The sequence below is a fragment of the Leptolyngbya sp. CCY15150 genome (assembly GCF_016888135.1).
Classification (GTDB): Bacteria; Cyanobacteriota; Cyanobacteriia; order RECH01; family RECH01; genus RECH01.
Map to the genome: position 1 here is coordinate 1 of NZ_JACSWB010000147.1, position 24,841 is coordinate 24,841.

Annotated in this window: 21 protein-coding genes and 1 pseudogene; 6 read left to right on the forward strand and 16 right to left on the reverse strand. The window is 52.4% G+C overall.

The window, feature by feature from the left end; translation table 11 throughout:
* Window positions 1–231: 231 nt before the first annotated feature.
* Window positions 232–900, reverse strand: coding sequence for a hypothetical protein (locus JUJ53_RS05615; protein WP_204151009.1), 669 nt, complete (start codon window positions 898–900; stop codon window positions 232–234).
* A 223-nt stretch (window positions 901–1,123) separates the two neighbouring features.
* Window positions 1,124–1,738, reverse strand: a complete 615-nt coding sequence (locus tag JUJ53_RS05620; RefSeq protein WP_204151010.1) for a DUF4760 domain-containing protein — start codon at window positions 1,736–1,738, stop codon at window positions 1,124–1,126.
* A gap of 500 nt (window positions 1,739–2,238) precedes the next feature.
* Here JUJ53_RS05620 and JUJ53_RS05625 point away from each other — a divergent pair.
* Both JUJ53_RS05625 and queC read left to right on the forward strand, forming a co-directional pair.
* Window positions 2,239–2,430, forward strand: a pseudogene (locus tag JUJ53_RS05625) (phage integrase N-terminal SAM-like domain-containing protein); the annotation flags it as partial.
* Between the two features lie 141 nt (window positions 2,431–2,571).
* On the forward strand, window positions 2,572–3,279 hold the full coding sequence (gene queC, locus JUJ53_RS05630) for a 7-cyano-7-deazaguanine synthase QueC (protein WP_204151012.1): 708 nt from the start codon (window positions 2,572–2,574) through the stop codon (window positions 3,277–3,279).
* On the opposite strand, the gene JUJ53_RS05635 is transcribed toward queC, so the two are convergent.
* On the reverse strand, window positions 3,276–4,808 hold the full coding sequence (locus JUJ53_RS05635; RefSeq protein WP_204151013.1) for a GTP-binding protein: 1,533 nt from the start codon (window positions 4,806–4,808) through the stop codon (window positions 3,276–3,278). The two genes, queC and JUJ53_RS05635, sit on opposite strands and share 4 nt — an antisense overlap.
* Window positions 4,809–4,960: 152 nt before the next feature.
* Window positions 4,961–5,248: an RNA-binding protein gene (locus JUJ53_RS05640; protein WP_204151014.1), complete on the reverse strand. Its 288-nt coding sequence runs from the start codon at window positions 5,246–5,248 to the stop codon at window positions 4,961–4,963.
* A gap of 590 nt (window positions 5,249–5,838) precedes the next feature.
* Here JUJ53_RS05640 and hydA point away from each other — a divergent pair.
* Window positions 5,839–7,251 (forward strand): dihydropyrimidinase, encoded by a 1,413-nt coding sequence (gene hydA, locus JUJ53_RS05645; RefSeq protein WP_204151015.1) that lies wholly within the window; start codon window positions 5,839–5,841, stop codon window positions 7,249–7,251.
* 232 nt (window positions 7,252–7,483) lie between these two features.
* Window positions 7,484–8,413 (forward strand): Sll0314/Alr1548 family TPR repeat-containing protein, encoded by a 930-nt coding sequence (locus tag JUJ53_RS05650; protein WP_204151016.1) that lies wholly within the window; start codon window positions 7,484–7,486, stop codon window positions 8,411–8,413.
* A 60-nt stretch (window positions 8,414–8,473) separates the two neighbouring features.
* Here the strand turns inward: JUJ53_RS05650 and recR are convergent, their stop codons facing one another.
* The 6 genes from recR to pgsA form a co-directional block, all read right to left on the reverse strand.
* The gene (gene recR / locus JUJ53_RS05655; protein ID WP_204151017.1) at window positions 8,474–9,088 is read right to left on the reverse strand and encodes a recombination mediator RecR; all 615 of its coding nucleotides are present in this window, start codon (window positions 9,086–9,088) and stop codon (window positions 8,474–8,476) included.
* 135 nt (window positions 9,089–9,223) lie between these two features.
* Entirely contained in the window at window positions 9,224–10,282 is a 1,059-nt protein-coding gene (gene psbA / locus JUJ53_RS05660) for a photosystem II q(b) protein (RefSeq protein WP_204151018.1), read from the reverse strand.
* 514 nt (window positions 10,283–10,796) lie between these two features.
* Window positions 10,797–11,744 carry a putative 2-dehydropantoate 2-reductase gene (locus JUJ53_RS05665; RefSeq protein ID WP_204151019.1) on the reverse strand — a complete coding sequence of 316 codons (948 nt, stop codon included), beginning with the start codon at window positions 11,742–11,744 and terminating at the stop codon, window positions 10,797–10,799.
* A gap of 71 nt (window positions 11,745–11,815) precedes the next feature.
* Window positions 11,816–12,355 carry a hypothetical protein gene (locus tag JUJ53_RS05670; protein WP_204151020.1) on the reverse strand — a complete coding sequence of 180 codons (540 nt, stop codon included), beginning with the start codon at window positions 12,353–12,355 and terminating at the stop codon, window positions 11,816–11,818.
* Between the two features lie 340 nt (window positions 12,356–12,695).
* Window positions 12,696–13,526 (reverse strand): actin-binding WH2 domain-containing protein, encoded by an 831-nt coding sequence (locus JUJ53_RS05675; RefSeq protein WP_204151021.1) that lies wholly within the window; start codon window positions 13,524–13,526, stop codon window positions 12,696–12,698.
* Window positions 13,527–13,688: 162 nt separating this feature from the next.
* On the reverse strand, window positions 13,689–14,216 hold the full coding sequence (gene pgsA, locus JUJ53_RS05680; protein ID WP_204151022.1) for a CDP-diacylglycerol--glycerol-3-phosphate 3-phosphatidyltransferase: 528 nt from the start codon (window positions 14,214–14,216) through the stop codon (window positions 13,689–13,691).
* A 472-nt stretch (window positions 14,217–14,688) separates the two neighbouring features.
* Between pgsA and JUJ53_RS05685 the strand changes: the two genes are divergently transcribed.
* Window positions 14,689–14,874, forward strand: coding sequence for a hypothetical protein (locus JUJ53_RS05685; RefSeq protein ID WP_204151023.1), 186 nt, complete (start codon window positions 14,689–14,691; stop codon window positions 14,872–14,874).
* A gap of 284 nt (window positions 14,875–15,158) precedes the next feature.
* Here JUJ53_RS05685 and JUJ53_RS05690 read toward each other — a convergent pair whose 3' ends face one another.
* The 4 genes from JUJ53_RS05690 to tmk all read right to left on the reverse strand — a co-directional run bounded on the left by JUJ53_RS05690 (window position 15,159) and on the right by tmk (window position 19,596).
* Entirely contained in the window at window positions 15,159–16,418 is a 1,260-nt protein-coding gene (locus JUJ53_RS05690) for an aspartate aminotransferase family protein (protein WP_343327894.1), read from the reverse strand.
* A 408-nt stretch (window positions 16,419–16,826) separates the two neighbouring features.
* The gene (locus tag JUJ53_RS05695) at window positions 16,827–17,699 is read right to left on the reverse strand and encodes an S-methyl-5'-thioadenosine phosphorylase (RefSeq protein WP_204151025.1); all 873 of its coding nucleotides are present in this window, start codon (window positions 17,697–17,699) and stop codon (window positions 16,827–16,829) included.
* Between the two features lie 248 nt (window positions 17,700–17,947).
* Window positions 17,948–18,916, reverse strand: a complete 969-nt coding sequence (locus tag JUJ53_RS05700) for a DNA polymerase III subunit delta' (protein WP_204151026.1) — start codon at window positions 18,914–18,916, stop codon at window positions 17,948–17,950.
* Window positions 18,889–19,596, reverse strand: a complete 708-nt coding sequence (gene tmk, locus JUJ53_RS05705; RefSeq protein WP_239124811.1) for a dTMP kinase — start codon at window positions 19,594–19,596, stop codon at window positions 18,889–18,891. Before tmk ends, JUJ53_RS05700 begins: the two co-directional genes overlap by 28 nt.
* Window positions 19,597–20,080: 484 nt before the next feature.
* Between tmk and JUJ53_RS05710 the strand changes: the two genes are divergently transcribed.
* Entirely contained in the window at window positions 20,081–20,434 is a 354-nt protein-coding gene (locus JUJ53_RS05710; protein WP_204151027.1) for a hypothetical protein, read from the forward strand.
* A gap of 554 nt (window positions 20,435–20,988) precedes the next feature.
* Here the strand turns inward: JUJ53_RS05710 and JUJ53_RS05715 are convergent.
* Window positions 20,989–21,456 carry an FHA domain-containing protein gene (locus JUJ53_RS05715; RefSeq protein ID WP_204151028.1) on the reverse strand — a complete coding sequence of 156 codons (468 nt, stop codon included), beginning with the start codon at window positions 21,454–21,456 and terminating at the stop codon, window positions 20,989–20,991.
* A 627-nt stretch (window positions 21,457–22,083) separates the two neighbouring features.
* Complete coding sequence (locus JUJ53_RS05720; protein WP_204151029.1) at window positions 22,084–24,468, reverse strand: heavy metal translocating P-type ATPase; 2,385 nt, start codon at window positions 24,466–24,468, stop codon at window positions 22,084–22,086.
* Window positions 24,469–24,841: the final 373 nt, after the last annotated feature.

Consider the following 24,841-nt stretch of genomic DNA (forward strand, 5'->3'; position numbering starts at 1 on the left):
TATTGAGAACAGTGTCAATAGATTGGTTGAAAAAGCTCATTCTTTCGTTCAGGATTCGACAGATTGGGCAAGCTACTGGTCAAAATGAGAATTGCTGTCTTTCACCTACAGCAATGATATGCGGACTCATATGTATAACGTTCCCGACCAGCGGCGGCAGATAGCCTTGAACTCAGCACCAGCAGATTTCGTTCGTCCGCTGCCGTGAAGTGTTAGCCTGCGCAACACGCCTCAACGTCTATCAGTTTTGCCTGATGGCATTAGCTTTTGTAGCACAGCTTCTGTTGTATCAACAAAAGTTAACGTTGCCCCAATATGGTCATCTGATTGTTGTAGTGTTGGTTTTGTTTTAACAGCTATTTCATGACAATAAATATGTCGAGAGCGAAAGACGCTTTGTATATCCTCTATCAGATGCTTAGCTATATCTTCAAGAGGTTCAAACTCATCATATTCAATCTTTTTAATCAAATCAAAGAAATCATCGCCTATGATCTTTGACATGATTCTATTTATATCTTCTAAATTACTTATAGATGGAAGATGCGAGATAAACTCTCCAATTGATACCTTTTCGCTATCCAGTCTTATGATAGTTTCTATGTCTAATTTAATATTCTCTAATTCCTTAACATTATCAATAAATGGTGACCCATAATCGATAAGATCTCTTATTGATGCGCGAAAATAACCTTCGATACAAGCCACGCTTCCAATAGAAATATATTTTAATAATTCTACTCTTATATCTCGGTCAATCTGTTTTTCTGACCTGAGAAAATCAAACGAAGTCATAATTAGAGAATATCTCTTATGAAATTGCTCATGTCGAGTCGTTCGTCGAAGGGTACGAGAACGTTTCTCCAAGATCTCCTGAATATAATCACGCTTTTTAGCCATTTAATTAGTTTCCATCAATTTACTAAATTGCCTATAACGATAAGCAGATACTCATAGCTATAGGTATAGATGAGGATCTAATTTGGAGACGCAGAAAGTACACAGATAAGCCGCATGTATAGTTCGCACCAATAGCTCAACAGGCTAACGTTCTGGTTGAGCGGCTGTAAGTAACCTTTGCATCCACACCGAGATCTTGTAGAAGTCCGCTCCAACCAGGTTGTTATGCCGCATTCTTCCACCGATGATACATTATTTCCAAATTTGAATATATGGAACCTCTTTGTGATTTTGCCCTCCTCTCATTGATCCAGAGTTCAAACAGCAAATAGTAATCCATGACAATACCTTGATAAAACTCACGAAGAACTTCCTCGTCTAAAAGTTTTTTGTTCGTCAATATTGCTATTTCTTCAAAAAAGTTAAATGTATTGACTAATGCTGCTTCTTTGCCATTCCCAGTATTTAGAGCAACATTAAGGGCTTTGAGGCGCTCCTCTACTGGGAGATTAGATAGTATTTTTGCAAGTTCAACAGTAACTGCTTTCGTCTCAGAAAAATCAGGAGAATTCCATCGCTCAGTTAGTTCAATTGCTCTAGTCAACTTTGAAAATTCGACATTTTGGGTTAAACCCTGAGCAATATAAACAACACTGATGACCGTTGCTGTAGAAGAAAGAACCGTGGCTGTAAAAGTTAGCAACTCTCGCTCATTCGGGAAACGCCAGAAAAGAGTTATTAAAACCACAGAAATAAATAGAGCAACAATACCAACCCAAACAACAACTCCAGCTTTGATAGCAGAGAAATCAATGGCTCTGTTTCTACGACTTTTCATCTTGAAGCTAACCTAACAGCTACTGTTCTCTACCTTGACTACTTCAAGATTATGTCTTCACCAATAGCTTAATGGCAACTTGACCTTATATGCCAAGAGATAACTTTCATGCTACCGCCCTCACCGAAGACTTGCGGCATAACTATTGTTTATACTGAACTTCCCCCCTCTGATCGGCATAACACCTCCCATAGGGATGATTAGCCAGACCACAACTGAATATCACCTCCTCCAGAGAGGATTAGGCTGAAAATTGTCTGTATAACCACCCTACTTGGGGTGTTATACAGATCTTAATCAGTCTATACACCTATATAGGGGTGATTATGCCGATGAGATGCTTGATAACACCCCTATTAGGGTAGTTATGCATACCGAGATCCGTATAGTACGCTCATTTCAGGGTGTTATGCGGCTATCTTCAGACAATCTTCACGATCAGCCCAGGATCAACGCATGTAGTATTTAGTACATAAGTTCTATCTGGAGATTCCTGGCTTATGATCGATCCTCGACCCAGAAAACTCTTGGATCAAGTCCGCGATGCGATTCGGCTGAAGCATTACTCCTATCGAACAGAGCAGACCTATGTCGGTTGGATTCGGCGCTACATCATTTTTCACAACAAGACCCATCCCAAGGATATGGGTGCCCCTGAAGTTGAATCTGTTCTAACCTATCTGGCAGTCGATTGACAAGTGTCTACATCAACATCGCCCCCCAACGCCACTCCCATAAGTTGAAGCAGATGCGCCGGTAGCTTGAACGATCGCCCTTGTCGGAACCCGTCTCCACGCGCTAGGCTACAAACGCTTATATGGAGTAATGCGATCGTGACAGCTCAACGTTCCCCCAAAGCCGTAGTGTTGCTTTCTGGCGGCTTAGATTCTGCCACCGCTGCCGCCCAAGCGATCGCCGATGGCTATGAAGCGATCGCCCTATCGTTTCAGTATGGACAACGGCATCAGCGAGAACTAGCGGCAGCTCTGCAAGTGGTGCGCCATCTCGGTATCCAGCAGCATTTTATGTTGGATGTGAACTTAGGGCAGTGGGGCGGTTCGTCGCTCACCGATGCGGCTATGGCCTTGCCTCAGGATGGAGTGCAGTCTGGGGTGATTCCGAATACCTACGTGCCGGGTCGGAATACGGTGTTTATTGCCCTGGCGCTGTCGTTGGCGGAGGCGCAGCAGGCGGAGGCAATTTATCTGGGGATTAATGCGGTAGATTATTCCGGCTATCCCGATTGTCGTCCAGATTATCTAGCGGCGTTTCAGCAGTTAGCTAATCTGTCGTCCAAGGTAGGATTAGAAGGTAAGGCTCCTCGGTTAGTGGCTCCCTTGGTGGAAGACAGTAAGGTGGATATTGTACGGCGGGCGTTGGCGCTGGGGGTGCCGATTCACCAAACGTGGTCTTGCTATGAGGGGGGAGAGCAGCCCTGTGGACGCTGTGATTCCTGCCGAATTCGCGATCGCGCTTTAATCGATGCGGGGCGTCCAGATTTGGCTAGTGCAGTAGGGCGATCGCAGATGTCGATGCGCTAGGACAGATTGGTGGGGTCATCGGTGGGGGATGGGACTAGGTTATCTAGGTGAGCGATCGCATCTTGTACGAAAGCCTGCATGAAGCGATCGCGCCGATGGAGCTGAAACTGCTGTTGCACCACGTCGGTCATGCCGCCATCGCCCCAGTCTTGTCCCTGTTGGAAATAGGTAATAAAGCTATAGCCAGCGATACGGGTAAGATAGGCGGCGGTGGCTCCCTGCACGGCCCGCCCCACCAGGAAGGTGGCCACGTTGGTTTGCAGCGCCACGGACAGTAGCTCGATGGCTCCCTTGAGGATACCCAGCCCCGCCAAGGTTTTCACCAACGCCAGCGCCAGCGCCTTCCCCGACTCTAGGTCTAGGTCGCAGCCATAGACTTGCCCGAGGTCAACAATCATCTTGGCATTGACCGCCGCTGCAGCCACCAGGTCTACCCCCGGCAAGGGCGTAGCGGCAATCACGCCGGCCCCAATCCATTGATAGCGATCAACAATAGCTTCGGCCCGCTGGCGACGTTCTTGGTTCAGCCACTGGCGGGTCTCGTCGCTGAGCCGTTGGGACTGCAGCAAAATGTTGTCGGCAATTAAATCTTCGCCGTCGTTGCGAAGGATGGTGGCTAGGCGCTGCATCAAGGGCTCTAGCATGGGTTCGGGCGTCACCCATTCGCCAGTGTTGAGGCGTACAGGCCGCGGCTGGGCAGCGATCGCCACGATATCCTCTGGAGCTATCTGGTCGGCCAGTCGTTGCTGGATCTGCTGAAGCAGGGTGGCGAGGTCAGATTCTGGGTACAGATCAAGTTTGTTGAACACCAACACCAAGCGCTTGCCCATCTCTAGGAGCGATCGCACGACGGCATATTCCGACTGCCGCAGGTCATTGTCCACGACAAACAGTAATAGGTCTGCTTCGGCAGCTAATTGGCGCACCTGTTGCTCCCGTTGGGTACCCATGACGCCCGTTTCGGCAAGCCCCGGCGTGTCGGTCAACTGCAGACGCCGCTGCAGGCCCCGCAGGCGCAGGCCATAGGTTTGATTATCCACCGTGGTGCCGATGGGCGCAGCCATCTGCCCGCCCACGCGGCCAATGAGACCGTTCACCAGCGATGTTTTGCCCGCCGACCCAGTGCCAAACACCACCATATGCAGCGATCGCCCTTCTAGATCCTGGCCAATAGCCTGGGAGCGATCGCGCAACACTTGACGGGTAACCTCGTCCTGCACCTGTTCCACCTGCTGCTGTACCCCAGCCAGAACGGCTTGGGCTGCAGATGCTTTGTTCGTAGGAGCCACGGGTGGTCGCTTGACCCGCTTGCGTTGGCTTGCCTGCCACCAGCGCCATAGGGGATAGATCAGCAGAGCGATCGCCCCCAGCAACAATCCCAGGACGAGCACCAGGAATAGGTTGGCCAACAGGGGAGACAGTAGGGCCAGATCGGCATACAGACCAGCGACACTAGCCAGCGCAATCAGGATCGCCCCTAATGCCAGGACGATCAGACCGATCTGGATACTCCACGGAAGGCGAGACATGGATGCTAACCTAGCGGACAGTGAGTCTGTGGCGGCAACAAAAAACGTCGGACGCCCACGTATCTCCCAAGCAGATGCTGTGCGATGGCTTCCGACATTTCATGAAGTGCAAACTCTAGTTTAAGACAGAGATCACATGTCGCGTTCAGGGATTAGCCTGCGCGCATTCCACCTCGGCGGTTGCCGCCTCCGCTGTTCTCTCTGGGTTTTGCCTTATTCACCCGTAGCTCACGGCCGAGCCACTCTGCGCCATCTAACTCTGCAATGACAGTGTCTTCCACAGAATCTTCTTTCATCTCGATGAAAGCAAATCCACGCTTCCTGCCTGTTTCACGGTCAGTGGGAAGGCTGATGCGAGAAACCTCGCCATATTCAGCAAATACTTCTTGCAGGTCTTCTTCGGTTGCCTGAAAAGACAGGTTGCCAACGTAAATAGTCACGATCCTCTCCAAACCAAATCAGTACATCTACAATTCGGAGAGAACATAAGGACTGCGTATCACAATTCTCGCTCTGCTGCCGAACCTTTCTTGCGTGCAATCATATCCTATCTACGCAGAAATGGCAGTAGAGTTTTTGTTAAATTTTTGAAACATTCACAAAAACGTCGCCGTACCAAGCATTACGGTCGCGTCATGGGGTGAATTGGAAGCGTTTGAGGAGACAACCACAACAGGTGATACAGCGCACCGCGTTATGTAACGTAGATTTCATTGTAGCAGCACATGTAGAGCGACTCCGAATTCTGCTGGGCCAGATATGGAGGTCTTAACCTATTTTTCATCTTTTGGGCGATCGCCTCAGCCGGAAGCGATCGCTAGAATCATCACTGGAATAGGTGTCTAGTTGTATCATTCTCTATCCTTTTATGAACGGCTCCATGGTTTTGTAACGTGCCTAACCATATCTCTCGCTAACCCCTGCAAAATTCAGACTAGCGTTGGGCTGAGGCTCTGGTGTCAGGATGGGTGCGATCGCCGATCGGCTCCAAGCATGGCAAAGGCTACGGGATTAAAACAAGGAGTTGTCGATGAGCCAAGTGGTGATTCAGGGTGGACGGATTGTAACGGCGGTGGATGACTACGTTGCCGATATTTTGGTGGAGAATGGCAAGGTCGAGGCGATCGCTCGCCACTTGGACGTACCGGGGGCTGTGTGTCATGACGCGACCGGGATGCTGGTGATTCCGGGGGGTATTGACGTCCATACCCATATGGAAGGCCCCCAGGGGCCAGCGATGAACTGTGATACCTATGAGTCGGGTACCTATGCGGCGGCTTTTGGCGGTACAACGACAATCGTTGACTTTGCCTATCAAGGTCGGGGAGAAAGCGCTAAGCATACGCTGGATGAACGCCTGGCCTTGGCAGAGCCTCAGGTCTGTATCGACTACAGCTTCCACATGGTGCTCACGGATATTAATCCGGATGTGTTGGCAGAGTTGCCGGATTTGATTAACCAGGATGGGATATCCAGCATCAAAATGTACATGGCCTATCCCGGCACCTTGATGGTGAGTGATGCAGACATTTTTCGCACCATGCGCGCCGTAGGAGACCATGGCGGTATGGTGAATCTCCATGCTGAGAACGGCCAGGTGATTCAGGTGTTGATTGATGAGGCGTTGGCCCAGGGCAATACGTCACCGAAGTACCATGCCCTCACCCGCCCCCGGATCATGGAAGCGGAGGCTACCCATCGGGCGATCCGCATCGCTGAATTGGCGGAGATTCCGGTGTATATCGTACATCTCTCTGCTCCAGAAGCCCTGGCGGCGGTGGTGGAGGCCCGCGATCGCGGCATTGAGGCGTTTGCCGAAACCTGTCCCCACTATTTGTTTCTCCACAGCGATGAGTATGAACGTCCTGGCTTTGATGCAGCTCAGTATGTGATGACGCCGCCGCTGCGGGATCATCATTGCCACCATGATCTATGGCGAGGGTTGCGGTTTGATGATCTGCAACTGGTGGCCACGGATCACTGTCCGTTTTGCATGAATGAACAGCCTCTGGGCGTACGCTTTTCCAAACAATTGGGCCGCGACAATTTCAACAAGATTCCCAATGGGGCTCCTGGAGTGGAAGATCGTTTGGTGCTGCTCTATGACGGCGGTGTGCGCACGGGCAAAATTTCCCTGAATCGCTTTGTGCAGCTCACGGCCACGGCCCCTGCCAAGATGTTTGGCCTGTTTCCCCGCAAGGGCACGATCGCGGTGGGCAGTGATGCCGACTTGGTGATCTTTGATCCAGAGGAACAGCATGTGATTAGCGCCAGCTCCCACCATTCGCGGGTGGACTATTCCATGTTTGAAGGGCGGCAGGTGACCGGCAAGGTGAAGAAGGTGTTTGTGCGAGGACGGCTGCTGGTGGATGGCGATCGCTGGTGTGGGGAAGCGGGCTATGGCACCTTCCAAAAGCGAGCGGCCTCGGGACGGATTCTGTGATTTCTGTAGCGATCCTGGAGCCCCCTGAAACCTGAGAACGGCATTTGCAGTCATGACCCTTAGGAATGTGAGTCCTGAGAAGCAGGGGCGATCGCTCCCCATCGAGGGCGATCGCCGCTACCATCAGTGTCATAGCAATCCGTTATCCTGCCCATGCCTAGCCCAATGAGCTGGGTCTATTCATCCTCTGGATAGCAGGAAAAGTCTTGATGAGCCGTTACTAAAGAATCCTATGGCAGCCACAGCGTCGTTTCGTTCCCTTGGGTCTTATCTCAAGCGCCTGTCCAAACCCCTGATCGTCGGCAGTATGGCGATCGCCCTCAGTTTGGGCGCATCTCCGGCTTGGGCTGGAGACCCCTTCCGCACCAGTGACCCTCGCAGCATTGGCGATCAAACCGAAGCAGCCTTCCGCGCCATGTTTGAGCAGGGTAATTATGTAGAAGCCGGTCGCTTACTAGAATCTGCTGAAGACGATGAACCCATGGCCCATGCCATGGTGGCTTCCCTGGCCTACCTAGAAGAGGATTGGGATACCATGGGCAGCCGTGCTACCCTCACCCGTGAGGCGGCGGAAGCTTTGGTGGAGACAGATCCTTTACGGGGCAATCTCTATATGGCCGTGGGGCATTTCATGGAAGGAGCCCATGTGATTATGACCCAAGGCACCCTGCGGGGCTCACCCACAGCTTTGATGAAACTACAGAATGTTTTTAGCCACATCAATGCGGCTGAAGCAATTGATGCCACCGATCCAGAATTGAACCTGGTCAAAGGGTTTATGGACTTGATGATTGCGGTGAACCTGCCCTTTGCTGATCCAGAAGATGCCATTAGCCGCCTAGAAAACTACGCTGCGCCGCCCTACGTAGCCCAGCGCGGCATTGCGGTGGCCTGTCGTGATTTGGATGACCATGGCTGCGCTACGACCGCCATTGATCGAGCGATCGCTGCGGCTCCCAATAATCCAGACTTGTACTATCTCAAGGCGCAAATTTTAGTGCAGCAAGGGGATGAAGCGGCCAGCCTTGAGTTTTTCGACCTGGCCCTGGAGAGCCGCGATAATTTCCCCACGGCCCTCGGCAACCAAATTGCCTGGGAGCGTTGTCGTACCAATAATCGGGTGACGGACGGTAATCAAAATTGCGATCGCCTACGTCGCTAACGAAGTACTGGGATTCATCGATGTTCCACTAGTGCCCTGAACTGGTCTTAACCATCGGGATTAATCGATTTCCCGGCGGCCTTCTAAGGCCCGCGCCAGGGTAACTTCATCGGCATATTCTAAATCACCGCCCATCGGCAGGCCAAAGGCAATGCGGGTCACCTTGGTGAACGGTTTCAGCAACTGCCCAAGATACAGCGTCGTGGTTTCCCCCTCGACGCTGGGGCTGATGGCGATGATCACTTCTGACACCTGCTGCTGGCTCACGCGGCGAATGAGCGGCGCAATGTGCAGTTGATCGGGGCCAACGCCATCCATAGGAGAAATCATGCCGCCGAGGACATGGTACTTACCGCGATACTCGCGAGTTTTTTCTAAGGCGATCACGTCTCTAGAATCGGAGACTACGCAAATGGTTTGGTCATCCCGCGAAGGCGCACGACAGATTTCACAAACCGGATCTGCAGATAGGTGAAAGCAGATAGAACATAGACCAATCTGCTGCCGAGCTGCTACCAAGGCTTCGGCAAGGGCCTGAACCTCAGTTTCTGGTCGTTTTAAGATGTGTAGAGCTAGCCGCTGAGCTGTTTTGGGGCCAATGCCAGGTAGGCGCTGGAACTGTTCAATCAAGCGGGCTAAGGGACGTGTGTAAACCGTAGCTGTTCCTCCAACCAATGCCTTTCAAATCATAGCGGGCGATCGCCCCTGTTTTCCAACCCAGAGCGATCGCCCGTTTTCATCCATAAACATAGCGCATGCCCAGCAAAGAACACGCGCTATGACGTTAGCCTAATTTAGCGAACGGTGGAATTAACCGATTTCAGGTGCATCCACAGCAGCCAAGTCAAGCGGGAAGTTGTGAGCATTACGCTCGTGCATGACTTCCATACCTAGGTTGGCGCGGTTCAACACGTCTGCCCAAGTGCCCACTACACGACCTTGAGAGTCGAGAACGGATTGGTTGAAGTTGAAGCCGTTCAGGTTAAACGCCATGGTGCTGATGCCCAGAGCGGTGAACCAGATGCCGACCACCGGCCATGCACCCAAGAAGAAGTGCAGGGCGCGAGAGTTGTTGAACGAAGCATATTGGAAGATCAAACGACCGAAGTAGCCGTGAGCCGCAACGATGTTGTAGGTTTCTTCTTCTTGCCCGAACTTATAGCCGTAGTTCTGAGACTCGGTCTCGGTCGTCTCACGCACTAGGCTGGAGGTCACCAAGGAACCGTGCATCGCCGAGAACAGTGAGCCACCGAAGACACCAGCCACACCCAACATGTGGAAGGGGTGCATCAAGATGTTGTGCTCGGCTTGGAACACGAACATGAAGTTGAAGGTGCCGGAGATACCCAAGGGCATACCGTCGGAGAAGGAACCTTGACCAATCGGGTAGATCAAGAACACAGAGGTTGCAGCAGCCAAGGGAGCGCTGTAGGCAACGCAGATCCAAGGACGCATACCCAAGCGGTAGGAGAGTTCCCACTGACGTCCCATGTAGCAGAAAATGCCGATCAGGAAGTGGAAACAAACCAACTGGTAAGGGCCGCCGTTGTACAACCACTCATCAAGGGAAGCTGCTTCCCAGATGGGGTAGAGGTGAAGACCAATGGCGTTGGAAGAAGGCACAACCGCACCGGAGATGATGTTGTTGCCGTAGATCAACGAACCTGCAACAGGCTCGCGGATGCCGTCGATGTCAACGGGAGGTGCTGCCACGAAGGCAATGATGAAACAGATGGTAGCGGTGAGCAGGGTAGGAATCATCAAGACGCCGAACCAGCCTACATAGAGGCGGTTATCGGTGCTGGTGACCCAGTTGCAAAACCGCTCCCATACATTAGCGCCATCGCGCTGCTGTAAGGTTGTAGTCATAATGCAATAAGTCCTTGTTGAGGTATGTAATTAAAGAAAAATGATGCGCCAAGCGTGAATAGCTCGACGTACTGATCATCATATTTGTTGATCCGTGATCTTCTGAACTAAACTACATTGTTTTTGACAAAGGTTTATATTCAGAAACATGAACCTTTGAATTCACGTCCTACTGAATTAACGGAATTTCGTTGTTCTAGCATCAGGTTATTAAGGGAGCGATCGCTTCGACGTTAATCAATTCAAATGGTTAATATCATCCATGTTCTTTGTTAAGAAGAAATGCTAGCGCTGCAATATTTAGCAATATATGTTTACTTGTCTCGGAGTTGGAGTGAGCTAGGCGTTGAAGGGGATGGTGCATCCTAGGGTTGACATCTAGCTTCTGCTAAGTGGGAGGACGTCATGAGGCTTAGAGCCTTGAGCGACGTCGAAAGGCTCTAAGCCTCATGAACAGAGGGCTGAGCGGATTCGAAACCCGGCAAGTTAGCCTCATTGAGTTGAGTTCGCCCACTCAAGCCCCTTGATTTCGTTGATCCAAAAACTGTAGCTGTTGATAAAGCATATGTGTCAACGGGACGGGCACTTGTTTAGCCTGAGCCGCGATAATCGGCTGTTTGAAAATGGCTTGCAACTCCAGCGGACGCTGTTCGTCATAGTCAATTTTCATGCTGGTGCGGTAGGGTTTCATATGCTCAGTATGGTCAATATTCTGCTGAATATAATGGTCATCCAAAACTCGACCATAGGCAGCAGCCACGGCAATCACTTCCTGCATCAATGCGATCGCTAATTGACGCGCATGGGGGTCAAAAATCATCTCGCTGGTGCTGGCATTGAGGACAACAGAGAGACCATTGAAGGGAATATTCCAAATCAGTTTTCTCCAGCGAGCCCAGAGCAAATCTTCCGTTTGATCAATGGGAATTCCCGCCTGTTCAAAATCTTGAGCGATCGCTTTCAACCGTTCTGTGATGCCCCTAGCTGCATAGTTTGACCCGTAGTCACCTAGGGCAATCTTTTTGTAATCCAAATGGCGAATATGCCCCGGCCCAACTTTGTTGGAACAGATGAAACAAAGCCCGCCCATCACCCGATCTGCCCCGACAATATCTGCCACGTAGGGCTCTACGTCTAATCCGTTTTGCAGCACCAGAACCACGCCATCGGGCTTGGTGACGCTAGGCAGCCACTGGGGGAGCAGGTGATTCTGAGTCGTCTTTAACGCCACCACAACCACATCGCAGGGGGGCATGGTGGCTACACTGGCATGGGCCTGTACCTCAGGGAGAATCACATCGCCATCAGCAGACTCCACAACAAGACCATGCTGCCGAACATAGTCATAATCCCGGTGCAGCAGGTAGTGAACCTCCAGACCTGATTGCTGCAACTGTGCTCCATAAAATCCGCCTAGGGCACCCGTCCCCAGAATGGCATATCGACGTTTAGACTGTGGCATACCTGCGATCGCTGAACAACAACCCATCTTCTATATCCTAGGTGTTGCTATGGCTAGGGATAGAAGGTGCGCTAGTTTTTAGGGTAATCGAGTTCTTGGCGCACACTCAAGGCGATTTGCAGGGCGTCGTTCAAAAACTGTTGATAGTCGCTGGCTTCTGCTGGTAGTTGAACGGCTTGTAGAGTAATTAGGTTGGTTTCAATATTTTCAAGGAGCTCTTGTCGTCGCGCCAAAAAGCGCTGGTTTTTGCGAAGAATTCGATCGGTCATGATCGCACAAACTAGATTTTCGCGGGTGATGGTCAGGGCTTGGAGAAGTTGGGATTGTTGCTCAAGAGACTGGCGAGACGCATGATGAGACTCTAGCTCTTGAAAGATTTGAATCGATTGAATGATGTCGTTATAGCGATCCACATCGAGCAAAATGCGATCGAGGGATCGATAGCGGTGCGATCGCCACCAAAACAAACCATTCATGCCTAGAAACACAATCAACGCTGTACCAAAGCCTACGGTAAAGAAGGCGATCGCATCCTGATTGTTGATCAAGAGCCAGCTTGTATTGCGCAACACTAGCAAGACAATGGGAATGCAAAAAATAGAGGTGATCATCAGCAAGATCACCTCAGTTATAGCTAGGTCTAAAAAAGCCCGAAAGGATTTGAGACTAGAAGGTCGAAATGAGAAGTTGATCCAGGCTTGTGAGAAATGAAGTTTTGTGAGAGTTTCAAGTTCATCCTGGGTGAGCTGTAACTCTTTTAAATTCAGCGTGTCCATGGTGGCGCTGCCTAGGATGTCAAGGACTAGTTGCAAGTTTTTTCAAAGCCCTTCGCCCGGCTTGGGAGAGGGGCTTTGAGGTTGGGTTTTCAACCATGCCCAATCTATATATACAAGCCCATTCTACGGGCTATTGATCAGTCATAGATGACATGAATTGCTTAAGGCTCTAGTGTTAGTAGTTGAATAGAAAATGGAGCAGTGTCTGAATAACATTGATATAAAAGTTGCCGCCAATATCAGGACGGAAAAGTTGGAAGGGTTCTCCGGGAGCCCCAAAAAATGGACGCAATGTCCAACCCAGTTGGCTACCTACAAGACCATAGAGGATTAACCAAGCTTGCAAAAGTTTTCTGCGGCTATCCTGCAGCTTATTTGCACTAGTTTCCTTCGTCTTGATTCTGCTATCTTGGTTGTCTTCAATGGCAATAATCTCATCGGTAAAATCATGGCGATCTTCTGACGATGTAGATTGAGAGGCAGGTAGGGGAGCGATCGCTTGTTCTGCTGTAGACGGCAACGTTTGAGGAACGGTTAGAGACAGCATGCCTTCGTAGAAAAGCTTGACGCCTACAAAGCCAGTCACCCCAAAAAATGCCACGTTTAGCAGAAGAAAAAAGTCATAGTCTGGTACTGAAATTAGAAAAAATAGCGTGACGGGCGCAAAACTAAAGAGCAGAACACTAATGACCGCCATGTTGGTGAGCATCAGCGTTATATATTGCCCAAACGATAGTTTTGAGCCAAACAAAATGTCGAAAAAATAGAGCGTTGGCAAACAAATAACTAGCGTAATTAAGTAGAGAGCTGGCAATTTTATAGCGGAAGCAATTAACTGTAGCCAACTGCTTGATGATCCAATAATGGCACCATAAACTGCAAAAAATATGCAGCTTGATACGAGTAAAGCAATGATTTTTCTTTCTAAGCGAACTTCGTTTTGAATGTCGTTTAAAAAGGCATCGCGATCGCGTAAAAGTCCCAGCAACACCGCAAAGTACTTCACTCAGGCATCCTCTAAAACTAGGTTATTCTTCCCGGATAATCTGGCAGGCGAACGGACATGATCGCTGTAGAGTCGTTCATGACTACATCCGGTGATTCTCTATTTCCGGGGAGTGTCTAGAAAAAGGCGGTCTGTTGGGACGGGATGCTCTTGTAACCTTGCCTATAGCGATCGCGCTTTAGGAGATCGTAGGCCCTGCCAGAGATATAGTCCACCGGAAATCCAGGTGAGCAGGACGGCTAGCCAAAAGACTCCCATTGACAGAGGATGCCATACTAAAGGTAGGGGTGTAATTAAAAGGGCGATCGCCACAATTTGGGTCACGGTTTTGAGTTTGCCCCAGAGATTGGCTCCCGAGACTTGGGCTTGATTGACTCGCCATCCGGCAATGGTCAACTCACGGGCAAGGATCAGAAAAACTCCCCAGGCGGGTACCTCGCCTAGTTCAACCAAGGCTAGGAGAGGTGCTAAGACTAAGAGTTTATCGACCAAGGGGTCTAAAAACTTCCCCATTTCACTGATTTGATTCAACCGGCGAGCCAGGTAGCCATCCAGCCAATCTGTACCTGCCGCCACGAGAAAAATACCAAGACTAATCCATCGCAGCAGTTCTGTGGGCTGATGCAGGGTATACAGCAGGAGGGGTACACCTAGCAACCGTGACACCGTGATCCAATTGGGAAGGGTCATAACGTGAGGGGGAGAGGCTGACAAGGACTGAACAAGGCTTGATTGATACAGGGTGTGGCGCTAGATTCCATAACGTTCTGACTCAGAAGTATCAAGAAATTCGAAGAATTGTCAAATGTTGCCCAATCCCCATAGGAGCGCCCACTCTCCTGTGATAAATCTGTAGGAGACGGATGAAAATGTGGCGGAGATTCTAGATGCAACCCCGATGGCTAGCTGTCCTGTCCTCATCCTTTTTGAGCGTTAGGTGACTCAACTATCGACCTACGTCTCCGGCTATTTTGAACCAGTAATCATCACTACTCCCGTCCAACAATGTACATGATGGATGACCTCTAGCAGGTAAATGTCCTGCGTCGTCCGTCGCGCCATAGAGATTTTAGTCCACATCATCGCCTCTAGCTCTTAGCGATAAGGGCTCGACGTCCGGTGTGTTCGCGTTTCAGACCTACTGCAACTTTAGGATCGCCTCATGAATTATAAAGAACGACTTAACCCTTGGCTCTTGGTGGAACTGCTACCCGGTCACCGCGTTCCGGTTGGGCGGTTTCGTAGCCAGTCAGATGCAGAGGGGCACCTCAAATCGATTCGCAATCGAATGCCAAGTAGCGATTTTGCCGTGATTTTTGATTGTCATCCCAAGCCTGAGGCTCAGTAAGCTTCTCCGTTTCAGGGCTGTAATAGGTCTATTGGTCTCGTGGCATCATCTGCTGATTGACGGATCGATCAATCTTTTCCCCTGATCCTCAGCACCGTTTCCCACCAGCGGAACAAGACAATGACAGGTATTTTCAAATCCCCTCTACCGTCTTGGAAGAGGGGATTTGAGGTTTTGCCTGTCAATCAGGGATTGCTCGGCTGAAAGACCCGATCTCTCATCTTTGCTATCGCTGGGAAACCCTCAGATGATGACTACGTTCGGTCGGTCAATCGGTACTGCCTTTAGAGCAGGGAAGCGATCGCTCGACGGACGGCATTGAGAGCCTGATCGATCTCGGCTTCGCTGACGATCAAGGGTGGCACAAACCGCACCACCTTGGGCCCGGCTGGCACCAGCAGCACACCTTCATCAATGGCCGCTTTAACAATGGCAACGGAGGTTAAGTCGCTGTCATCGGCAATCTGCAGGCCATTGATCAGCCCCCAGCCGCGTACCTCTTGGATGAGATGGGGATAGGTTTGGGCGATCGCCCTCAGCCCTGCCCGCAACTGCTCACCCCGCGCCACTACATTAGCGAGAATATTGTTTTGCTCTAGCGTTTGGCATACGGCAAGGGCCACCGTGCAGACCAAGGGATTGCCGCCAAAGGTGCTGGCATGATCCCCGGCTTGGAAGACATCACAGTGGGACTTGCAGAGTAATGCGCCGATGGGCACACCGCCGCCCAAGCCCTTAGCTGAGGTGAAGATATCTGGCTCAATTCCTAGGTTTTCGTAGCCCCAATAGCGGCCCGATCGCCCCATACCCACCTGCACTTCATCCAAGATCAGCAGGATGCCTTTTTGATCACACAGTTCGCGCACCCGCTGGAAGTAGGCCAGGTCGCCAGGACGCACGCCACCTTCGCCTTGTAGGGCCTCCAGCATGATGGCTGCCACCCGCCGCGCACCTTGGTCAAGGTCAGCGATCGCCTGCTCTAGGGCTTGAATGTCGTTGTAGGGGACATAGTGGAAGCCAGGCACAAGGGGGCTGAAGTTCTTTTGATATTTGGGCTGTCCTGTGGCGGTAACGGTGGCTAGGGTACGGCCGTGGAAGCTGGCTTGGGCCGTGAGAATCACCGGTTCCTCAATGCCTAAGACGGTATGGGCATATTTGCGGGCGAGCTTAATGGCTCCTTCGTTGGCTTCGGCACCAGAATTGCAGAAAAAGGCGCGATCGGCGCAGGAGTGTTCCACCAACCATTGGGCAAGCTGCCCCTGGGACGGCACATAGTAAAGATTGGAAACGTGGTGCAGCGTGCGAATTTGCTGACTGATGGCCTCAACCATGGCTGGATGGGCATGGCCGAGGGTGCAGGTGGCGATGCCCGCCACAAAGTCCAGATACTCCCGCCCGTTGGTATCCCACACGCGACACCCCTCACCTCGCTCTAGGGCCAATGGAAAGCGCCCGTAGGTGGACATGACGTATTGATCGAAGTCATCCGGCGTAAAGGACGTCGGGGCTGTGCCGAGCGATGGCACAAGGGTTTCTGGACTCACGGGCATTTCCTCAACAATGTTCCATGCTTGCCAAGTTGGCAGGCCAGTTAATCATTGATCTTAGGGCAAACTATCGGGAAATCGCTATCCGTCTACCTACGACTTTTATCGTGTTTGTGATGAAATGGTTATTTTCCTGACCGGGTCTGCCTTAGACCTTAGGCTAGATCGGTTAAGTGGAGAGATTTAGAGGGCGATCGCCTCCTCCGTCGCGCTAGGCTCTGTTTTAAAACCTGCTAAACCCCTTGATCTTTCGTACGAGAGAATCAGGGTTTGGATGAGCTTTAAAACAAGCCCTAGTACTCCGAAGCGGAAGTAACCCGCCTCGTTGCTAAGGTGGGAACCCTCGCGTGTCCTGGACGTCCTTTTCGTTCTTCTGTCTTCGTTCTTCTGTCTTGCAGTACCAGTCTACAAATACTTGTCCAGCAGCAGCCCTAGGCGCTGTTTGGCGGATTCTGGAGCATGGTCTAAGGGCGTGAGAATGGCGTACTTTAAGGCGGAGTGAGCCTCTGATCCGGGGGGATGGTGCGCTAACCGCCGCACGGTTTCTTGAATCACCCGCTGGGCATTCTGGGCATTTTTGGTTAAATTACCGATGACCATATCCACGGTGACGCTGTCGTGGTCGGGATGCCAGCAATCGTAGTCGGTGACCAAGGCCAGGGTGGCGTAGGCAATCTCCGCCTCGCGGGCTAGCTTGGCTTCTGGCAGGTTGGTCATGCCAATCACCGACGCGCCCCAACTGCGATAGAGGTTGGATTCTGCCTTGGTGGAAAAGGCGGGGCCCTCCATGCAGACATAGGTGCCGCCCTGATGGAGGGTGACGTTATCAAGCTGCAGACTGGCGATCGCCTCTGCCAACACTTGGGAAAGCTTCGGGCAAATGGGGTCGGCAAAGGCCACATGGGCCACAATGCCTTCGCCAAAGAAGGTGGATGCTCGATTTTTGGTGCGATCGATGAACTGATCCGGGAGCACCATATCCAGGGGTTTCATGTCGGCCTGCAAGGATCCCACCGCTGACGCCGAGATCAGGTACTCGACCCCCAGTTGTTTCATAGCGTAGATATTGGCGCGAAACGGCAGTTCCGAAGGCAGCAGGTGGTGATGGCGGCCATGACGGGCCAAGAAAGCCACAGGAGTTTGGTCGAGGGTGCCAACTCGGATCGCGTCGGAGGGGGCTCCAAAGGGAGTTTCTATGTGGATCTCTTGGAGATCGGTGAGGGCGTCCATTTGATAGAGCCCGCTGCCGCCAATAATGCCGATCGCTGCACGCACCATAGTTGCTTCTTGGGTTGAATGATTGGGTTGAAGGGTCAAGCGGTGTAAACCGGGTGTATCCCACTTTTGTAGCCCTCACCCTACATCCCTCTCCCAAGTCGGGCGAAGGACTTTGAATCTAGCTCCCCTTCCCGTTTTTGAGGGAGAAGGGGTTGGGGGATGTAGAGCTTGCGCTTCCCGAAGGGTGGGTCAACTTGCGAAACTGGGATGCTCCCTGTGAACCTGTCCAGACCTTGCCTGAACTCTGGCTATTGTACAAGCTCTAGGAGATTGAGCAAGGTGACATCCCACACCAATCGAGGCTGAACGAAGGTGAGTAAACAGCGCCGGGCTTGTTCTAGATGAGGGAGAGCGGCGGCCTGCTGGTGGGTGTACCAAAGTTTTTGCTGCCAATAGTCCACTAGCCATAGCTGAGTTTCTGGGGGCTGGGCGGCTAGGGTGCGGGCTAGCTCCAAGGCGGATCGCAGGGTGGTGGGCAGGGTGGCGATCGCCTCCAAAATCTCGGGAGGAATAGTTTGCAGTTGCTGCCAGTTGGCGATCGCTTCCCCAGGACTGCCCTGGGCTAGGGCGAGAATATCCGGTTGCTCTAGCAGTTCTGTCTGGCCGACCTGGGTCAACACCTGAGCGATCGCCGTTGGCTCCAGTCGCCGAAAGGGAATGCTCTGGCAGCGGGAGACGAGGGTGGGCAATAGCGAATCTAGGCTAGGGGCAATCAAAATCAACGTAGCTCGACCGGGCTCTTCTAGGGTTTTGAGCAGGCCATTGGCGGCCGCCTCGGCCATGGTATTGGCGTCGTCTAGGACGATCACCGAACGGGGCGCTTCCAGGGGCGGGCGACCGAGAAACTGAGCAATGCGGCGAATTTGTTCGAGGCGAATTTGAGGCGGTGTGCGACGTTTAACGCCCTGCTCCTCCGCTTCTGCCGCCGTCAGCAATTGCCCTTGGTGGAGATAGGTGGGCTCCACCCACAGCAGGTCAGGATGGTTGCCCTCGGTAATGCGCTGACGTAGATGGGAGGCGCGATCGCTGCCATCTTGGTTCTGTAAGCCTCCCTGAAGCAAGCATTCGGCAAACGCCCGCGCCGCCAAGCGCCGACCAATGCCCGGTGCTCCCACAAACAGATAGGCCGGCGCAACCCGCTCTTGGGCGATCGCTGCGGTCAGGAGTTGAACGGCTTGGGGTTGTCCAATCAGCCCGGAAAATGGGTCGGATACCATTGGCTTAACCATCGCAACATGGCGGCTTGGATGTGCTGGGCAACGGTCACTTCATCCGACATGGCGTCAATCTGTTCAACGGGGTAGGTCGCCTGGGCAAACACCTGGCTAAAGCCCTGGCGTACCCGTTGATGAAACGCTAGGCTGGCCTGCTCCATGCGATCGCTCTCTCCCCGCGCCTGGGCCCGACCTAACCCTACGTCGACTGGAACATCCAGCCACAAGGTTAAGTCACTAACTAGACCGCCCGTAGCAATTTGATTGAGCTGATCAATCAAGGTCAGGTCTAACTTGCGCCCATAGCCCTGATAGGCCACCGTGGAAGCACTGTAGCGATCGCATAAAATCCACACTCCCGCCGCCAATCGAGGCTTGAGCCAATGGTCTACATGCTGGGCCCGGTCGGCTGCATAGAGCAATAGTTCTGAGCGATCGCTCAGGGGTTCTTCTGGAGATGTATCCAGCAGAAGTTGGCGAATGCGTTGCCCCGTGAGAGTGCCCCCTGGCTCCCTCGTCACCACAATATCTGTGATCTGCCCCTCTGCTTGCAGAGACTGCACTGCCGGTAATTGGCATAACCAGCGATGGAGGTAGCGAAGCTGCGTCGTTTTGCCGCCGCCCTCTCCTCCTTCCATCACAATCAACTTGCCTGTCATGCCGCGCTGTGCAATTTCCGCCAATCGTTTGAAAAATGAGCTCGTCTATAATACTCTAAGGCCACGCAGGTCTTGAATAGTCTACCAACTGAACAAATCAACGAATTCAACGGATTCCATAGACGAACTATCCCGGCCAGGTCTCTGTTGTGGTGAACGGTCTACTAAGGATCCATCCCCCCATACTCATATCGACCCTTGAGTAAACCCTGTTTTAGCAAAACTCGTTAAGGTGGAGTTGAGGGTCTGTCTGCTCTATATCCTTCGACATCCTGGGGAACCTGGCGTAGCACGCTAGCGATGAATGTTCGGTGTACCACCTTGCTGATCCCATGGTCCTATAAGGTTCCTGTTGATCACTGGTTGAGGTCTCTCTTGTTAGATTCTATGGGCGCTGAACGGTGGCATCTCCTCGCGACGATTATCACATTGATTAGTTGCTCTTGCCCGTAGCAAATGCTTGCATAGAGCTAGATCCAGTTTTTAGTCCGCTTAGCCGGAGTCACTTATGGCACGTTATACAAGTTTATTTACTCTTGAAACCCCCGCAGAACGCTTTTCCGTGATGCTGGCGGAGGTGCTGATGATATGCAACTTCGATATTATTTACGACACGGGTGACTATTTGATGGCTCGGGAAGTGCCGGGATCCGTGGTTTTTGGCAAGCTCGTAACGGTGGAAGCCCTCATCGATCGCAATGTGACGACAGCGACGGAGGTACGCCTCAAGCTAGTCATTAAAAATGAAGAACTGCCGCTGCACACTCAAAACCACTGCCGCGATATGTTTGACCACGTCAATCAAGCGATCGCCGATCATCGTCAATGGAAATTGGTGGAATATGCCTCAACCCCAGCCTAGGCATAGCGCTTGAGAAGCTGAGTCTAAACCTGTTGGCAGCCATGGTGCAATCTTGATCGTACCGCCCTAGCCATGGATAGATGAGTCCCGACGGCTAGGGCCGTTCTTCATGGTGAACGGGTCGAACCTGGGTTCGATAATGTTAATGAGGCCACGATGGCTGAGTAGGATGCGTTCGGCGGGTGTAGCCGTAACGCATCAAAGCTTGCGAGAGGATGCGTGACGATAATCCTGATTCTCTAGTAGGTTGGGTCAGCGTCACTCAACGAAGTCTAAGCTGGTGCTGGGGTTCATGTTGCTCAACCCAGCCTACGCAAAAGTTGTCAGCCAACCAGATTGAAGGTGCCGTTGTTCTACCCATAACGGCACCCGTGATTCTATAAGTTCAGCCTAGAGTTGAGGATCACCTACCTGCCTCATGACGCCTCAACGCCGCTTCAGCTCCTCCTGCCGATGGAGCCATCATCAAGCTGGCTCCATCGGCTATTTAAACGAGACTATCGGAACAAAAACGTTTTGATCCTTGCCCACAGGTGATTGAGATCTCTCATCAGTCATATGATTCTTAGATCCGTATCCGGTTCATCCGAGTCATCATCATCATCGTCATCCCCATCCACCATGTTGGGGCTGATCAGGGTGATGTCAAATTCATCGGGTGGCACGGTGGAAACCGCATCCCGCTTGAGAGAGTAATAAAGAGCGTAGACCTGTGGGCCAAAGATCACCTTATCTTCGTCTTCAAGGTCATGGGCCTGAACTTTGCGGCCGTTGATCAACAGCCCATTGGCGCTGGGTTTACCCTTAAGATTGCCATCAACAATTCGATAGTAAAAACTGCCATCATCGTTCGGCAACTGCACGAGGGTGGCGTGGCGGCGCGAGACAAATTGAGAGACTAACCGAATATCACACTTAGGATCACGACCAATCGAATACACCGGACTATCCAAAGTGAACTCTCGCCGTCCTTTATTGTCTTCTATGATCAGTAGGTGATTTTGGTGAGGTTCTGAAGGCATGGACAACTGGTAGTGCGACTACTAACTAAACGTAGGTTTTACTGAAAAAGGCATACTTATAATAGACACCCCATGGGCGATCTGCACCCTCCTAGGTCAGCAGATGTACATCAGCGATCGGAGATGGGGCATCACATGTCAGAGGCTTCTGGATTCTAACCTCTGAATTCTCTTTTCTAACTGTACTCCTAGTCCCGTTGAACAGATCAAGATGTACCGATTATTCATGATCCTGCTGGAACGTTCCTACCATGGGCAACCCAAGATAGTCTGGTTCTGGCTGGGGGATAGAGCTTTAGGCCTCAGCAGAGGGTTGACTCATCTCAACCTAACATTCTCACCTCGGCTTCTGCTGCGAGAGTGGTACTAAATTGTGGTTGTACTAAATTGTATAAGCACTGGCGCTAAATGGATGACTGAGATGCGCTATGCCCCGTAGCTTCTCTTTCCCACCCTGGTGTTGAATAAGCCCACGTTGCACAAGCCTACAGTGAACTGACTTGGAAGGCTCGTCTGAATGTTCTCCCATACCCTAACCCGAGATCTGCTTTAGCCGCATCTAACTTGACTATTACAGCAGGTTTCACCTGTATCTGGACTAATTCGCTTCCTAATGCATGGTTAGGTTTATGGCTTGTCTATCGTGGAATGGCGATACAGCAGAAGGGAATTGGACACCACCGTAATGGAACTGAAGGCCATGAGGGCTCCAGCCGTAGGTGGACTGAGTAGAATGCCGAACCCTGGTAGCAACACTCCCATTGCCAAGGGGATGCCGATTAGATTATAGGCTAACGCCCAACCTAGGTTTTGGCGAATGGTGTTGAAGGTGGCTTGGCTAAGGCGAATGGACTCGACGACGTCCATGAGGCGATCGCGCATGAGGATAATATCGGCGGTTTCGATCGCCACCTCGGTTCCTGAATGGAGGGAGATGCCAACGTCGGCTTGGGCCAGGGAAGGTGCGTCGTTGATGCCATCTCCAACCATGGCGACTCGTTGTCCCTTGGCCTGTAGCTGGGCGATCGCGTCGGCTTTGGCATCGGGGCGGACACCGGCGAGAACCTGGTGGGGTTCTAGGGCCAGTTGCTCAGCCATGACTTGGGCTGAAAGGGCGCGATCGCCGGTGATCATCATGACGGTGAGGCCCATCTGCCGCAGCCGATCTAGGGTGGCCCGCGCATCGCTCCGTAGTTCGTCAGCGATGGCAATGAGACCCACGGTGGTCTGGTCTAGGGCAACGTACACGATGGTTTTACCTTGACGGGCAAGCTGATCGGCCAGTTGCTGGGTGGCAGGGGCGATCGCCACTTGTTCTTGGCTCAACCAGTCCGCAGTGCCTAGGCGCACGACCTGATCGCCGAAACGAGCCACCACGCCGGAGCCGGGGTAGGTTTGCACGTCTTGAACGGTCAATCGCGATAGCGCTTGGGCATCGGCCGCCTCGCAGATCGCCACAGCTAGGGGATGACGGGTGCCTGCTTCTACAGTGGCAGCGATCTGCAGCAGATACTCAGCGGTGATCTCGGTGGTTTGGGGGAGGCAGTCGGTGACGGTGGGATGCCCGGTGGTCAAGGTGCCGGTTTTATCAAACACCAGGGTGGTGAGCTGATGCACCTTTTCCAGCACATCGCCACCTCGCAATAACAAGCCGCGCTCTGCCCCCATCCCCGATCCCACGAGCAGAGCCGTGGGGGTGGCCAGACCTAGGGCGCAGGGGCAGGCAATCACCAAGACTGCGATCGCCAGTTTGAGGCTCAGTAAGAGGGGGGAAGCGGCGGTGGGGGTGATCATGGCAGCGAGCCCATGCTGCATCATATGGTCTGAACCCTGTAAGACCATGGGCCAGAGGCGGGTGCCCAAGCCATACCAAAAGAGGAAGGTCAGGCTAGCGATCGCCATGATGCCGTAGGTGAAGTAGCCCGCCACCGTATCGGCCAGGCGCTGGATTGGCGCTTTACGGGTTTGAGCGGTTTCAACGAGCTGAATAATCTGCGCCAGGGTGGTGTCTTTGCCAATGCGGGTGGCCTGAATGGCGATCGCTCCTGATTGGTTGAAACTCCCGGCTACAACCCGATCCCCCGGACGCTTGACCACCGGCATTGCCTCGCCGGTGAGCATAGACTCATCCACTGTGGTTTGCCCTAGAATCACCTCGCCATCCACTGGCAGCTTGTCTCCCGGCAGCACCTGCAGCCATTGCCCAACCTGCACCTGCTCAGCGGGGATCTCCTGGTGGTCAGCGGTGAGCGATCGCTCTAGGTCGGAGCGATCGACCACTAGCCTTGCGACCGTCGGACGCAGGGCCAATAGGGCACGAAAGGCCTTAGCTGCCCGTTGCCTTGCTCGCTGTTCTAAGGTTCGTCCCAGGACAATAAAGCCCACCAGCATGACGGGCTCATCAAAAAAGCATTCCCAGCCCAGTTGGGGCAGCAGGAGGGCCAGCACACTGGTGCTGTAGGCGGTGACCGTGCCCAAGCCCACCAGGGTATTCATGTTGGGCATCCATCGCCGCAGTCCTCGCCATCCGTCCACCAAGATCGGTCGTCCAGGGCCGAGCAGGGCTAAGGTCGCTAATCCCCCGTGAAAGCCGATGCTGCTGAGTCCCGGTATGCTGGGAAACCCTAGATGATCAAGGTGCCCTAGGGTAGACAGCAGCAGTAAGAGCGTGGCGATCGCCAATTGCCAGGAGGAGCGATCGCTCTCGGTGGTGTCAGGAGATGCCACCGATGGGCCAGAGTCAGCAGCTTGGCGCACATAGCTGGGAAAGCCCGCCTCGGTGAGCTGCGTAGCCAGGGTCTGCTCCACAACGGCTCCATCACATTCCACCAATGCTGTTTCGGTGACCAAGTTCACCGTGGCGCTCACAACTCCGTCGCACTGCTGGAGCTGGTGTTCCACCGCACGCACGCAGCCTGCACATTTCATGCCGCCAACATCCAACACAAGGGTGCGGGGCTGATCGGTTAGTAAGGTCTTAGATGCCGGAGCAGAATTGGGAGCCGTTTGCATAACTGTAAAAAAATCCGTATGAATAGCACAACCCTAGACCGGATGGTTTCACCCTTGCTGCCGATAGGGGTGCCAACACACCAACCGCTGGACAGTGGCGCATCTACTTTGAGCTTAAAAGATTTCGGACGGTCTTACCCAAGATCGCAACGGTTTCTTCAGGCTTACCCAGGTTAGAAGATCTGCTGGATGACGCCATCACTACCAGGAGGCTCCCGCGCAGGTGCATCACCTCGTACAATGAAGGTCGGTGTTGTCCTGCCTGCTGTTTTGGGAGATGCGCTTGATCCCCCGCCGGTGTCGAGTAGGGTGACGCCAGATTCTCCCTCTCCGAACGAAGGCTAGCTAGGAACCAGTCCGATCGGTGAGGTTG